The organism is Thiosulfativibrio zosterae, assembly GCF_011398155.1.
GTDB lineage: Bacteria > Pseudomonadota > Gammaproteobacteria > Thiomicrospirales > Thiomicrospiraceae > Thiosulfativibrio > Thiosulfativibrio zosterae.
The window spans coordinates 182,833-195,744 of sequence record NZ_AP021888.1 but is presented as its reverse complement, the minus strand read 5'-3'; the positions used below and the strand labels follow the sequence as shown (position 1 = coordinate 195,744).

Genomic DNA, 12,912 nt, shown 5'->3' with positions numbered 1-12,912 from the left:
TCGATTAAGCGCCTAAAGCTGCTTTCATCGCACCAACGAATGGGTTAGCAAATAAGAACCACATTGCGAAAGCTAAGATGATGAATGGGAAAGATTCCATCAAACCAGCGAAGATAAACATGTTAGTCATTAAAGCAGGACGCATTTCTGGTTGACGTGCGATACCTTCTAGTGTCTTAGAACAGATTAAACCCCAGCCGATAGCTGAACCTAGACCCGCTGCTGCTAAGATAACACCAACACCGATTGCTGTAGCAGCGTAAATGTCCGCAATAAATTGAGCTTCCATTTAGATTACTCCTTAAAAGTTAAAGTTAAAGTTAAAAAAAGCTTTTTACTTAAGTTGAAAACTTGAAGTAGGTGCGCTTAAACCTTTTGCTAATCTTCTAACCAGTAAAAGACTAGCGGATTCTTAAACGCTTACGCGGTTAAACTCAGTGACCTTCGTCGTGAGCCATTCCCAAGTAAACGATTGTAAGCACCATGAAGATGAAAGCTTGGAGTGTGATAACCAACAAGTGGAAAATCAACCAACCAAGATCTAACAGAGCTTGCAAAGGTGCCCAGAAAAAGGCAGCGGCACCCACTGCCAAGGTTCCACCGATCAAAGCGATCAGTAAGAATACAAGTTCACCAGCAAACATATTTCCGAACAAACGCAGTGCAAGTGATAAAGGTTTAGAAACCTCTTCAATCAGCGTCATTACCATGTTTACAGGTACTAAGAATTTACCAAATGGGTGGAAAAGGAACATCTTAATGAAGCCCCAAACCCCTTTGATTTTGATGTTGTAGTACAAGATTAAACCAAATACCGCAGTTGCCATTGCAAGTGTTGTATTCAAGTCAGTTGTAGGAACAACTTTCAAATGAAAATGTGGATCGCCTGTTACCAATTGAGCAAGGTAAGGTAATAAATCAACAGGAATTAAGTCCATGAAGTTCATTACCCACACCCACAAGAAAATGGTTAGTGCTAAAGGAGCGATTAAAGGGTTGTGACCTGGAAATGCGTCACGAACATTCGTTGAAACGAAGTCTAAAATACTTTCAACAAAGTTCTGAAACCCGCCTGGAGTGCCAGTTTCTAATTGTTTACCTAAACGCGCCGCAACAAGAACAATTAACGCACCCAGTAAAAAACTGATGGCTATGGTATCTAGGTTTAACGCCCAGAAAGTCATTTGTCCATTGTTGATGGCTTCTTGTGCTTCTGCATTTAAAGCGAGTGTATTGTTAGTCAAGTGATGTTGAATATACTCGACAGTTCCCATTTTTTCAGCACTCAAGGGTCTACTCCTTAGTCAGTCAATCGCTGCTTACCCTTCAAGTTAAAAACTTGACCAATCTGCATTACGACAAAAGTAAGCACGACAGCCAAGGGATCTAGCTTGAAAAGTTGCAGCCCCAAAATAAACAACACAGCCAATAGAATAAATCTAATAACTGCACTCAGATATAAAACCAAAATCCCTGATTTAGGGTTTTCAGCAGATTTCTCATTGGCCTTTTTAAAAGTTATTCCCAGCAACAATGCGTTAAATAACCCAATAAACAGTCCGTAAACTGCGGCCCAAACCGACCCTTGAGTTGCAAAGATGACAACCATAACCAACCCTAAAATACCTTGTATTTTTAGGGTGTTACTCAGATTTTTCACTTGCATCTTTTGCCTTCGGAGGATCAAGTTGATCCATTTTACTCAAGAGTCTTTGAATTTTTTGCATTCCACCAATAAATCCTAGCAATCCACAGCTTAGTAGAAATATTGGTTTAGTATCAAATACCTCATCCAAGGCGTAACCCACCAAAAAACCAGCAACAATCATACTGGTAAACATAGAGCCCGCACCAATCAAAAGAAAGTTTAATGCAGGTTTATGAGGTGGTTGCTTACCCGTATTCTTGTGATCGGTATTTGTCATCTAGCTGACGAGCCTCATGAATGATACTTGCAACGATATATTCGTTCAAGTTAAACGGCGTGAATAATAGCGGTTTATCCGACCAAAATCTAGCTTTATTACAAGATATTTCTACCACCCACTACATACAGATTATTTTAATTTTCAACCTACTAGATATAGTGATTAATATTTTCTGCTAATCAATATTATTTTTTTATGACACTAATCAGTTCTTTCTATTACTTAAGAAAATTCAACGAGCCAATTGCAGGGTTTGTAAAATTCTTTCCAAATCTTCAAGTGAGGAATAATTTATTTCTAAACGGCCTTTGCCATTATCACGATGTTGGATTTTACAAGCTGAACCAATTTTTTCTGAAATATGGGTTTGTCTATCAAGTAACTTTTGCTGCACCTCACTCAATGGCTTTTTCTTAATGACCCTGGGCGTTAAAATTTCTTGAGCCGCACGCTCAATTTCTCTGACCGACCAATTACGATCAATGGCTTTTTGTGCCAACTCCAATTGTATTTCTTGTGGAAAAGTAATAATGCATCTTGCATGACCCATCGTTAGCAATCCGTCATGTAACCATTCTTGAATCATTTCTGGTAACTTTAGCAAGCGCAATAAGTTGGTGACACCAGAACGCGAACGCCCAACAGCGTCCGCAACTTCTTGCTGGGTCAATTCAAATTCTTGCATGAGTCGCTTTAACCCCACCGCAACTTCAATCGGATTAAGGTCTTCACGCTGCATATTTTCAATCAAGCCCATCGCTAGAGTCGCTTGATTGTCTGCTTGGCGCACCACAACTGGGACTTTTTCTAGGCCTGCAATTTTGGCAGCTCGCCAACGACGCTCACCCGCAATAATTTCGTAGTGTCCATCGACTAATTTCACAATGATTGGCTGTACAATGCCTTGAACTTTTATAGAGTCCGCCAATTCATTCAAGGCTTCTTCTGCAAACTTATAACGCGGCTGGTAAATGCCAGGCACTAGATCACCTATCGCAATCTTTTCTATGCGCATATCCGACACATTGGCTTCTGTTTTCTGCTTGCCACCTATTAATGCATTGACGCCACGCAAACCCATTCCTCGTTTTTTCGACATGTTACACCCTACTTTTCTATATTTGCGTTCTACGCATTAACTCATTGGCCAATGCTAGATAGGCCACAGCACCATTAGACCCTATGTCATATTCTAAAATAGATTCGCCATGACTCGGCGCTTCGGCCAACCTGACATTTCTAGGAATAATGGTTTGCAAAACTTTCATGCCAAAGTGCTCAACCAATTGATTGGAAACATCATTGGCTAAATTATTACGGCGATCATGCATAGTGCGCAATAAACCATCTATGGTTAATTCTGAATTTAAAGATTGCTGCACCGCTTGAATAGTGTCCATTAAGGCCGATAGCCCTTCCAAGGCAAAATACTCGCACTGCACCGGCACAAGCAAACCATCCGCAGCCGCTAGCGCATTCAAGGTCAACATATTTAAAGTGGGCGGACAATCGATAATGATGGCGTCATATTCGCCTTTGAGTTTTTTGATGGCTTTTTTCAGCTTCAAAGAACCCTTATCATCATCAATCAACGCGACTTCGGCAGCGGTTAAGTCGCTGTTAGAACCCATTAAAAAAAGATTTTCAACATGGGTTTCTAAAATGGCTTCTTTGATTTTAGATTCGCCAACCAACACCTCTAACACTGATGTTTGCAAGTCATCCTTTTCAATACCTAGAGAAACAGTGGAGTTTCCCTGTGGATCCATATCTATCAACAAAACCTTTTTTTCAAATCTTGCCAGAGCCGCAGCCAAATTGACACTGGTGGTGGTTTTGCCCACACCACCTTTTTGATTTGCAACCGCAATAACTCTTCCCATGGATTAACTACTCTGCTTTTGAAGTTGAATTAAGGTTCTTTCGGCATCCAATTGCGGCACTTGCAACTCAATCACCTGCGTCATTTTGGCAAAATCTGGCAGATTTTCAAGTTCATCTTGGGTGCGCTGTGATTTCATTGCCCACCAACAACCGTCTGGTGCCAATAAATGCGACGTTAAGTTCAACATATCTTCTAAAGAGGCGAACGCGCGTGAAATGATGCCATCATAAAGTGGCACAGGCTGATGCTCCTCAACCCGACAATGATAAACTTGCGTGTTTTTTAAACCCAACTCAGCTTTTGCTTGGATTAAAAAACGGGTTTTTTTACTGTTACTATCTAATAAATCAATTTGTCTTTCAGGATACAAAATAGCCAACGGAATACCGGGTAAGCCACCACCCGTACCCACATCTATTAAACGCTCACTGGTCACATGTGGCGCAACAGCCAAGCTATCAAAGATATGTTTAACCAACATTTCATCCGGATTTCGAATGGCCGTGAGGTTATAAACTTGATTCCACTTTTGTAAAAGGGCTAAATAGTGTGCCAATTTTGACCAGGCCTGGTCATTTTTAGGCAAGTTTAAGGCTTCAAAAGCGGATTCTAATTCCGTTAAAACATTCGACATCAGCTGGCTTGCTCCGCATTCAACACCTTAGCACCGCGCTGTTTTTTGATACTGATCAGCAACAGTGAAATGGCTGCCGGCGTAATTCCCGAAATACGAGAGGCCATCCCGATATTGGCAGGTTTATGGTCGCGTAATTTTTGCTTCACTTCGTTTGATAATCCAGAAATCGCATCCAAATCTAAATGCTCTGGAATCAAAACCGATTCTGAGCGGCGCAACTTATCAATTTCTTCTTGCTGACGCAAAATGTAACCTGCATATTTGGCTTCAACCTCAATTTGATCAATCACATCCTGTCTAACCAAGCCCTCACCAAACATACTCAAGGTTGCTAAAGATTGATAAGTCACTTTAGGGCGCTTGAGCAAATCAAATAAGTTCTGTTCTTTGCTCAAGGGTAAATCCATTAAGGCTTCGGCCTGCTTCGCTTCTGGGTGTGCGGGGTAAATCCATGTAGTTTTTAGACGTTGCACTTCTTCGCCCAGCGTTGCCATTTTGCTTTCAAAGGCACGCCAACGTTCATCGTCCACCAACCCTAATTCTCGGCCCATGGTGGTTAAACGCTGGTCAGCATTATCTTCACGCAAACTCAAACGATACTCGGCTCGCGAGGTAAACATACGATAGGGTTCTTTAGTGCCCAAGGTAATCAAGTCATCCACCAACACACCCATATAGGCTTCATCTCGACGCGGATACCATTGGTCTTTCTGCTGGGCACGCAAGGCGGCATTCATGCCAGCCATTAAGCCTTGTGCACCGGCTTCTTCATAGCCAGTGGTGCCGTTAATTTGTCCGGCAAAATATAAGCCTTGAATCGCCTGAGTTTCCAGGGTTGGGCGCAAACCTCTTGGGTCAAAAAAGTCATACTCAATCGCATAACCAGGGCGCATAATTTTGGCGTGTTCTAACCCTTTCATCGAATTGATAATTTGCATTTGCGTACTGAACGGCAAACTGGTGGAAATGCCATTTGGATACAACTCATTAGAAGTTAAGCCTTCTGGTTCAATAAACACCTGATGACGATTTTTATCCGCAAAACGCATCACCTTATCTTCAATGGATGGGCAATAGCGTGGTCCAATGGAATCAATCTCACCCGCATCAGAATACATAGGCGATTGATCCAACGAGTTCATAATAAATTCGTGGGTTTGTTCATTGGTATAGGTAATCCAGCAAGGCATTTGTTGTGGGTGCATGTCAGGCGTACCTAAATACGAAAACACCGGCGCCGGATCATCGCCCGGCTGCACTTGCATGGCATCAAAATTAACCGTACGCGCATCAATGCGCGGTGGCGTGCCGGTTTTTAAACGCCCAACCGGCAAATTGAGCTCTCGCAAACGCGCCGCCAAACGCATGGCAGGTTGCTCACCCGCGCGACCGCCTTCGTAATTTTGCAGGCCAATGTGAATTTTACCGGCTAAGAAAGTACCTACCGTCAAAACCACTTGCTGAGCAAAAAACTTTAAACCCATTTTGGTTTCAACACCGCAAATCTGCTCGCCACTCATAATGACATCTTCAACAGGCTGCTGAAAAATAGTGAGATTTGGCTGATTTTCTAGCTTTTGGCGAATCGCTTGGCGATATAACACTCGGTCAGCTTGTGCACGAGTCGCGCGCACCGCTGGCCCTTTAGAAGCATTGAGCGTGCGAAACTGAATACCCGATTGATCAATCGCCAAAGCCATCGCGCCACCTAAAGCGTCGATTTCTTTCACCAAGTGGCCTTTACCTATCCCGCCTATTGCAGGGTTACAAGACATTTGGCCCAGCGTATCTATATTGTGGGTGAGCAATAATGTTTTCACGCCCATGCGCGCAGAAGCCAAAGCCGCTTCTGTACCGGCATGACCACCACCGACAACAATGACTTCATAATTAACCATACTGCTGCTATTCATTGGCAACCTCACCCAAATACGATTGAAAGCTGAGAAAACTCGCTTTAATTTGAAAACCAGTTTAAAAACAGCGGATTATAGCACAAAAACTCACTGTAAAATCCGATAGAAAAGCGTATGATCAGGGTTCGCTAATACATTTCTTTTAGGAGAAGCCATGAAAACCTTTTTCTTAACCCGCCCCATCAAAATTTTATCCGCGCTTGGACTGGTGTTAATCACTGGCTGTAGCACCACGCCACCCAAAAGCATGATGAACATTCAAACAGGCGAATTTTTTACCCTTAACCAGCCAATCACAATAGCCGCAGATGCTGCGACCCAATTTATTCAATTTGGTCAACTCAGCAGTCGCAACGGATTTAGCCGCTTCGACCCCCATTGCCGCATCGAAATTAAACAACTGTCGGAACAGCCGCAAACACTACTTCCAGAAACCTTCACCATTTCAAAAGTGCAAATTGGTGAAGAACAAGTAGCCAGCAACGCTTTGCCCTTGCTTGCCATGGCACAACAGCAAACCCTCACTGACTTGCCGAGCCTTGAACAACGCTTACTGGCAAACAATGACAGCGACTCTCAGCGCCCCGAAACCATGGATACGGTCATGCTATATTTAGAGCCTACCGCCAAAAACCCCAATATTTTCAGACTGGTATGCGCCGGCTCTTTGAGTGACGGCAGTCTAAAAGACGCACCCAGAAGTTACCGCCCACAACGCACCCAAATTAATGACATCCTGGGTTCACTTGGAAAAGTGAGCACGCCTTAAACAAAAAAGCACCTTTATAAGGTGCTTTAAGACGGCTTTGAATTTTTTTCGAAAGAGGCTAAGCTAAATCAATAGACTCCGCAAACTGCATGGCTTCTAAGTAAAACCGAGTCACTTCTGTGGCCGTTAAACCTCTAGGCAACTCAAAGCCCACTTCGCCTTTTTCGATTGAGATCACAGCCTTTAAACAAATACCTAAACTGCCATGCTGCTCTAACAAAGCCTTGCTGATGCGTTGATCAAATTTCATTTGCACCAATAACTCTTCTAAAGAAACATCCATCACCGCATCTAAGGTAGAAAATAATCCAACGGTAAAGTAGGTATCTTTAGACATATCGCCTACTTTTGCCCCCACCAGTTCACAGAACTTAGCACGCACTAAAGAGGTAATAAATAATTCTACTGGCTTATCATCCACACCAGACAATACCAACATACTCGACCAGCTTTTGAGACGCTCCATCCCAAAGCGCATGACCGCATCATGGATAGAAGTCAATTCAAAACGTCCATTACCTAAAGAAGAAGCAAACTTCATCAGCTTTTGACTGAGCGCCACATCTTTACTGATAATCTTACTCAAGACATGCATATCAATATTAGGGTCATACACAGAAGACAACAACTCCAACACCGTTAACTTATTGGTCGGCAGACGCTGCCCTTTGATAATTTTTGGCTTGGCAAAAAAGTAGCCTTGAAAATAATCAAATCCGATGCGCTTACAAAACTCAAATTGCTCACGCGTTTCAACCTTTTCGGCCAACAAGCGTATGCCTTTTTCCTTGAGCTGAACAACATGCTCTACTAGGCGTTTGGGGCCTACGGCTAAAATATCCACCTTGATAATGTCTGCATAAGATTCCAACTCCGTTAATTCCGGATTAAATACATAGTCATCTAATGCAATGGTAAACCCGGCTTCGCGCAAGGCTCTTAAAGAAGAAATCAGTTTTGGGGTGACCTTAACATCTTCCAATACTTCAATCACCACTTGCTTACGCGGGAAAAATGGGCGGTTTTCTCTCAGCAACAAGCCTTCTGTAAAATTAATAAAGGCTTTGTGCTCACCGACCACTTCATGCAAACCTAGGTCACCAAACACATTCATCATCACTTGAGCTGAGGCGGTATCGCCCCCTAAAATCACGGCATGATTTTGCTCTGAGCCACTTCGAAACAACAATTCATAGGCGAATACGCGCATAGACGTGTCGAAAATGGGTTGACGACCAACATAGATATCCACTAACTGAGACATAAATTTAACTCTCGCAAACAATTGCTTTGATGATGAACTGAAACACTAAGTAGTAATGATAAGCGAATTATTTCAATTTATAAAATCAATTATTAAATTAAATCGCATTAAACTCTTTTGGCATAGCGACTTCTTCACCACTGAATAAGAATTTTTGCATTTCTTCTTTTAAGAAAATCTGCGCTTTTTTATCCAGACTGGATAAACGATATTCATTAATCAAAATTGTTTGTTGAGCCAACCATTGCTTCCATGCTTCTTTAGAAACACTTTCATAAATCTTTTGGCCTAACTCACCCGGAAATGGGGCAAAATCCAAACCATCCAATTCCTCTCCCATCTTGCTACAAATAACTTTTCTAGACATAATAATCTCCATTTTCTAAAATTTTTCTGACAGGCGCCGGCAACCCTAAAGCGAACGCTTGTGATAAATCAAACCAAACCCAATTTGACTGCGACAAACCGTCTAAAGAATCACTCAAGCACCAATAATAAGGGGTAATCCATAAGTGATAATGGGTAAAGGTATGCTTAAACTTCGGCCATTCTACCAAATCTGCTTCACAATAGGTGTTGGCTAACGCATTACGCAAACTTTCTTCATCGTTAAACTCAGGCAAACTCCACAAGCCGCCCCAAATACCCGTTTGAGGTCGTTGCTGCAATGCAATCTGTCCCTGAGCATTTCGACAGACCAACATTAGGGTTTCACGGGTTGGTTTTTCAGCCTTAGGTTTTGACACAGGAAAGAACTTCACTCGATTTTCTTTAAGCGCCACACACCCTGCCGCAACCGGACAACGCTCACACATCGGCCGGCTTCTCTTACAAAGCGTAGCACCCAAATCCATAATGGCTTGGGTATAGTCATCAAAACGCTCTAGTGGCGTTAAGGAATCTGCTCTTTGCCATAAAGCTTCATGCGTTTTAGGCAAGCCCGACCAACTGTCAATAGCATCATAACGGCACAGCACTCGCTTAACATTACCATCCAAAATGGCATAACGCTGCTTAAATGCCAAGGCTAAAATTGCTCCGGCTGTTGAACGACCAATTCCGGGCAAAGAAACCACCGTATCAAAATCTGCCGGAAACTGCCCCCCATATTCATCGCGAATAATTTGTGCGGTGCGATGTAAGTTGCGCCCCCGTGCGTAATAACCCAACCCAGACCAGTGCGCCAAAACCGCTTCTTGAGAGGCATTGGCCAAATCTAACACGCTGGGAAAAGATGCCATAAATTTTAAGTAATAAGGAATAACCGTTTGCACTTGGGTTTGTTGCAACATAATCTCCGACACCCAAACTCGATAAGGTGTCATATCGGTTTGCCAAGGTAAATCATGGCGGCCAAACTGGTCGTACCAGGCGAGTAGATCTTTTGAAAAGTGTTCAGACATGACTAAAATTTAATCCAAATGCGCATCAGGGTATAATAGCTTTTTTTGCTTAGAATAAGAACCAACATGACTGACTCAACGCCCAACACACCAGAAGACAACCTCTCCATCACAGAATCCGCAGACAAAACTCGCGACCTTTCTCATTTAACACCAGACCAACTGCGTATCAAAAGCTATGTGCGTCGCCAAGGCCGCTTATCCGCTGGACAACAAACTGCGATAGACACCAACTGGTCGCAATTTGGGTTAGAGTTTGAAGACAAGCTGTTGGATTTTACTGAACTGTTTGGCAGAACAGCGCCAACCATTTTAGAAATCGGTTTCGGCATGGGGGCTAGCTTGGCACAAATGGCTGAAGAACACCCTGAGAACAATTATATTGGGATTGAAGTCCACCGCCCTGGCGTAGGGGCTTTACTTAAGCTGGTAAAAGAAAAAGGGCTAACAAACATTCGTGTGCTTAACCATGATGCTATTGAGGTCTTAGCCAAACAAATCCCAGAAAACAGTCTTTCTGCGGTTTATTTATTTTTTCCAGACCCTTGGCACAAAAGCCGTCACAAAAAACGCCGAATTGTACAGCTAGAGTTTGCCGCCACTTTGGCAAAACATTTGCAACCTGGCGGACAATTTCACATGGCAACCGACTGGGAAGATTATGCACTACACATGATGGAAGTCATGAGCCAAGCGCCCGACTACACCAACTTGTCAGGCGAAGGCCAATACACCCCAAGACCGGATTATCGCCCGCTGACCAAATTCGAACAACGCGGCCATCGCTTAGGCCATGGCGTTTGGGATTTAATATTCGTTAAAAAAGCGCCTTAATTTCGCAAAAGCTCCCTAAATTCAACCACGCCTGGTTAAATTTAGGGGAGAAATTAAACCCAAAACCTAAGATTCAAACAAACGACTGACTTCTTTTAATAATCTCTCTTGATTACCCGGATGATTTAACAACCCTTTTAAATCAACCGACCACCGCACTTTAGCCAAAGGACCTTGCAACTGAATGGGCACTTCCATGCCGGCCAAATTCGGTAAGCTGGGCGGTGGTGTTATCACCAAACCGTTCACCTGTGCTTTCACTGCGCCAGACACCAAATCCACCTGACCAAACCCTGATCCTTTAAAGCGGTCACTGATTAAAGTCAGTTTTTGCAAACCATAGATGCCATTTTTAATTTTGCCATCCACCACCAACTCTTTAAAGGCCGTGGCATCTTTTGCGCCCGAAGTTTGGCCAGACAACAGCTTATTCAAATCGATGCCTTTAACCGCGCCCTGCTTAACATAGGCCGAAAATTGTCCGTTCATATTTTGACGCAATAACTGAGCGTTAACCCCCTGAGTTCTTAAATCAAAATATCCGTCATAAACACCCGAAACCTGAGCGTTCTGCCAACCTTCTTGTAAAAAGGCACTCAAATCTAAGCCTTTCATTTTACCTTGCCAAACATAAGCGGGCGTTTTACCGCTCACATCCAATTGCAACTTAGACTGGAGTTGCCCTTGATACATCTGCGCATCTAAAGGCGCTAAAGCCAACTGCCCCTCTTTTGCAGAAACATGAATATCAACCGCTTCAAAACGATGCTGCCAAATTTTTAATTTACCCAGTGTCAACTGACCTTGCGCATTTAAACTTCTCAAAGTTTCAATCGGCAAGGCTAAGGGCAAATAGGTTGCATTTAAGACTTCTGTTGATTGCGCTGCACTGGGTAATGCCTTGTCATCTTTAGCGTTTGACTGAGCATTAGAAGCGGCTGATTTGTCCGCACCCTCTTTAGCCGCTTGGATATGTCTGACTTGATAAATATCCATATCCAAATCATTAATATCCAAGTCAAACCCAAGGGTTTTAGAAGTTTTACTAGCGTCCTGATTCTGCCAAACCTGTCCTACCAAAGTAGCGCCATCCACCGTTAAGGCTAAATTGCGCAAGCTACTTTCTTCGGCATTGGCTTTAAAATCAAATTCACCCGCTACCTGGGTTAAGGCCTTGTCATTCACAAAGTTTAACGATGGCAAACCAATATGGCGCAACCATTTCGGCACATTAAAGTTCTCGGCTTTTAAATGTCCTTCATAAAAACCTTCCAAGCCCCAACGACCTTGCATATCCAAAGCGACCTTTGCAGGGCTCATGGTCATGAGTCCTTTTTGTAGCACCCAGCGCTGTTGCGCAAAATCCAAGCGCAAAGCCTCGCCCTCAGAAGTTAAATGCATTTCTGGCACTTGCATCTCAGCGGGCAAATTCAGGCGTATTCTGGCGTTCCAATTATTAAACTGCCATGTTTTAAGTGACGCATCCACATTTAAAGTGGTTAAGCCTTCCAAGTGCCAAGTCTGCGGCAAATCACTCGAGTGCAAGGTCATAGACAAGGACGATTGAAAAGGTTTATTGGGTGCTACATCAAAAGCCATCAAATCAATGTTACTCAAAACCATCTGTTTAGGCTCTGGCAAACCCGCTTCATACACTTGAAACAACACCTGACTGTTGTGCAGGGTTAGGCTATCGAACATCCAAAAATTAATTAAAGACTGCTCAGGTGATGGCGCAGGCGCAGCTAAAGGCACTTCTTGATCTGCCACAGCAGCATAACGCAAACCTTCTGCCAAAGGCTCTAATCCTAAAGACACTTTTTGTTGTTTTGCGGCATCATCTGTCAAAAAGCTCAAAGACTTTATGCCTTGCCAATTGCTTTTGCCGTCCACTAACATCTCTAAATTAAGATGCGCGCCTTCCAACTCGACCCCTTGCAATCGCAAGGTCTTATCCACAAATAATGCCCACAAAGACAGCTGCACTTGAACCGCTTCAATGGCTGCCAAATCTGGCGCATGAAAGCCTGCAGGATTTTTTATGCCCACTTCATGCAAGGTCAGTGAAAACGGCAGTAGCCCAACTTTTAAGTCGCCATCAATTCGGGCTTGATAGCCAGTTTTATCCGAAATCAACTTCACCAGCTGTGGTTTATATTGATTAAAGTCCATAAATAGCATGGCACTGACAAATCCCAGTGCAACTAATAAAGGTAAAACCATGGAAACCAAGGTAAAGCGTTGAATCCATACGCGTGTTTGATAAGTCATTTAAA

14 protein-coding genes are annotated in these 12,912 nt (G+C 43.2%); 2 read left to right on the top strand and 12 right to left on the bottom strand.

Going from position 1 to position 12,912, the window contains the following annotated elements; all coding sequences use genetic code 11:
- Positions 1-4: 4 nt before the first annotated feature.
- The 8 genes from atpE to mnmG form a co-directional block, all read right to left on the bottom strand.
- On the bottom strand, positions 5-289 hold the full coding sequence (gene atpE, locus THMIRH_RS00710) for a F0F1 ATP synthase subunit C (RefSeq protein WP_024852123.1): 285 nt from the start codon (positions 287-289) through the stop codon (positions 5-7).
- Between the two features lie 145 nt (positions 290-434).
- Positions 435-1,289: a F0F1 ATP synthase subunit A gene (gene atpB / locus THMIRH_RS00705; protein WP_173289786.1), complete on the bottom strand. Its 855-nt coding sequence runs from the start codon at positions 1,287-1,289 to the stop codon at positions 435-437.
- A gap of 11 nt (positions 1,290-1,300) precedes the next feature.
- The gene (locus THMIRH_RS00700) at positions 1,301-1,666 is read right to left on the bottom strand and encodes an ATP synthase subunit I (protein WP_173289784.1); all 366 of its coding nucleotides are present in this window, start codon (positions 1,664-1,666) and stop codon (positions 1,301-1,303) included.
- Positions 1,644-1,925 (bottom strand): AtpZ/AtpI family protein, encoded by a 282-nt coding sequence (locus THMIRH_RS00695; RefSeq protein WP_173289782.1) that lies wholly within the window; start codon positions 1,923-1,925, stop codon positions 1,644-1,646. Before THMIRH_RS00695 ends, THMIRH_RS00700 begins: the two co-directional genes overlap by 23 nt.
- A 235-nt stretch (positions 1,926-2,160) precedes the next feature.
- Positions 2,161-3,027: a ParB/RepB/Spo0J family partition protein gene (locus THMIRH_RS00690; protein ID WP_243831458.1), complete on the bottom strand. Its 867-nt coding sequence runs from the start codon at positions 3,025-3,027 to the stop codon at positions 2,161-2,163.
- A 16-nt stretch (positions 3,028-3,043) separates the two neighbouring features.
- Positions 3,044-3,811, bottom strand: a complete 768-nt coding sequence (locus tag THMIRH_RS00685; RefSeq protein ID WP_173289780.1) for a ParA family protein — start codon at positions 3,809-3,811, stop codon at positions 3,044-3,046.
- 3 nt (positions 3,812-3,814) lie between these two features.
- Positions 3,815-4,447, bottom strand: coding sequence for a 16S rRNA (guanine(527)-N(7))-methyltransferase RsmG (gene rsmG, locus THMIRH_RS00680; protein WP_173289778.1), 633 nt, complete (start codon positions 4,445-4,447; stop codon positions 3,815-3,817).
- Positions 4,447-6,363 (bottom strand): tRNA uridine-5-carboxymethylaminomethyl(34) synthesis enzyme MnmG, encoded by a 1,917-nt coding sequence (gene mnmG / locus THMIRH_RS00675; protein WP_173289776.1) that lies wholly within the window; start codon positions 6,361-6,363, stop codon positions 4,447-4,449. The genes rsmG and mnmG overlap by 1 nt, the downstream gene beginning before the upstream one ends.
- 157 nt (positions 6,364-6,520) lie before the next feature.
- On the opposite strand from mnmG, the gene THMIRH_RS00670 reads away from it, so the two are divergent.
- On the top strand, positions 6,521-7,135 hold the full coding sequence (locus THMIRH_RS00670; RefSeq protein WP_173289774.1) for a hypothetical protein: 615 nt from the start codon (positions 6,521-6,523) through the stop codon (positions 7,133-7,135).
- Positions 7,136-7,193: 58 nt separating this feature from the next.
- On the opposite strand, the gene THMIRH_RS00665 is transcribed toward THMIRH_RS00670, so the two are convergent.
- The 3 genes from THMIRH_RS00665 to mutY all read right to left on the bottom strand — a co-directional run bounded on the left by THMIRH_RS00665 (position 7,194) and on the right by mutY (position 9,802).
- Complete coding sequence (locus THMIRH_RS00665; RefSeq protein WP_173289772.1) at positions 7,194-8,399, bottom strand: EAL and HDOD domain-containing protein; 1,206 nt, start codon at positions 8,397-8,399, stop codon at positions 7,194-7,196.
- Between the two features lie 97 nt (positions 8,400-8,496).
- The gene (locus tag THMIRH_RS00660; RefSeq protein WP_173289770.1) at positions 8,497-8,766 is read right to left on the bottom strand and encodes an oxidative damage protection protein; all 270 of its coding nucleotides are present in this window, start codon (positions 8,764-8,766) and stop codon (positions 8,497-8,499) included.
- Positions 8,759-9,802: an A/G-specific adenine glycosylase gene (gene mutY, locus THMIRH_RS00655; protein ID WP_173289768.1), complete on the bottom strand. Its 1,044-nt coding sequence runs from the start codon at positions 9,800-9,802 to the stop codon at positions 8,759-8,761. The genes THMIRH_RS00660 and mutY overlap by 8 nt, the downstream gene beginning before the upstream one ends.
- 66 nt (positions 9,803-9,868) lie before the next feature.
- On the opposite strand from mutY, the gene trmB reads away from it, so the two are divergent.
- Positions 9,869-10,636 carry a tRNA (guanosine(46)-N7)-methyltransferase TrmB gene (trmB, locus tag THMIRH_RS00650; protein WP_173289766.1) on the top strand — a complete coding sequence of 256 codons (768 nt, stop codon included), beginning with the start codon at positions 9,869-9,871 and terminating at the stop codon, positions 10,634-10,636.
- Positions 10,637-10,702: 66 nt separating this feature from the next.
- On the opposite strand, the gene THMIRH_RS00645 is transcribed toward trmB, so the two are convergent.
- Positions 10,703-12,907: an AsmA family protein gene (locus THMIRH_RS00645; RefSeq protein ID WP_173289764.1), complete on the bottom strand. Its 2,205-nt coding sequence runs from the start codon at positions 12,905-12,907 to the stop codon at positions 10,703-10,705.
- Positions 12,908-12,912 lie beyond the last annotated feature (5 nt).

Excerpts from the sequence above, each read along its gene's own strand:
- atpE (WP_024852123.1), bottom strand. The coding sequence starts at position 289 with ATGGAAGCTCAATTTATTGCGGACATTTACGCTGCTACAGCAATCGGT.
- THMIRH_RS00700 (WP_173289784.1), bottom strand. The coding sequence starts at position 1,666 with ATGCAAGTGAAAAATCTGAGTAACACCCTAAAAATACAAGGTATTTTA.
- THMIRH_RS00695 (WP_173289782.1), bottom strand. The coding sequence starts at position 1,925 with ATGACAAATACCGATCACAAGAATACGGGTAAGCAACCACCTCATAAA.
- THMIRH_RS00690 (WP_243831458.1), bottom strand. The coding sequence starts at position 3,027 with ATGTCGAAAAAACGAGGAATGGGTTTGCGTGGCGTCAATGCATTAATA.
- THMIRH_RS00685 (WP_173289780.1), bottom strand. The coding sequence starts at position 3,811 with ATGGGAAGAGTTATTGCGGTTGCAAATCAAAAAGGTGGTGTGGGCAAA.
- rsmG (WP_173289778.1), bottom strand. The coding sequence starts at position 4,447 with ATGTCGAATGTTTTAACGGAATTAGAATCCGCTTTTGAAGCCTTAAAC.
- mnmG (WP_173289776.1), bottom strand. The coding sequence starts at position 6,363 with ATGAATAGCAGCAGTATGGTTAATTATGAAGTCATTGTTGTCGGTGGT.
- THMIRH_RS00670 (WP_173289774.1), top strand. The coding sequence starts at position 6,521 with ATGAAAACCTTTTTCTTAACCCGCCCCATCAAAATTTTATCCGCGCTT.
- THMIRH_RS00665 (WP_173289772.1), bottom strand. The coding sequence starts at position 8,399 with ATGTCTCAGTTAGTGGATATCTATGTTGGTCGTCAACCCATTTTCGAC.
- THMIRH_RS00660 (WP_173289770.1), bottom strand. The coding sequence starts at position 8,766 with ATGTCTAGAAAAGTTATTTGTAGCAAGATGGGAGAGGAATTGGATGGT.
- mutY (WP_173289768.1), bottom strand. The coding sequence starts at position 9,802 with ATGTCTGAACACTTTTCAAAAGATCTACTCGCCTGGTACGACCAGTTT.
- trmB (WP_173289766.1), top strand. The coding sequence starts at position 9,869 with ATGACTGACTCAACGCCCAACACACCAGAAGACAACCTCTCCATCACA.
- THMIRH_RS00645 (WP_173289764.1), bottom strand. The coding sequence starts at position 12,907 with ATGACTTATCAAACACGCGTATGGATTCAACGCTTTACCTTGGTTTCC.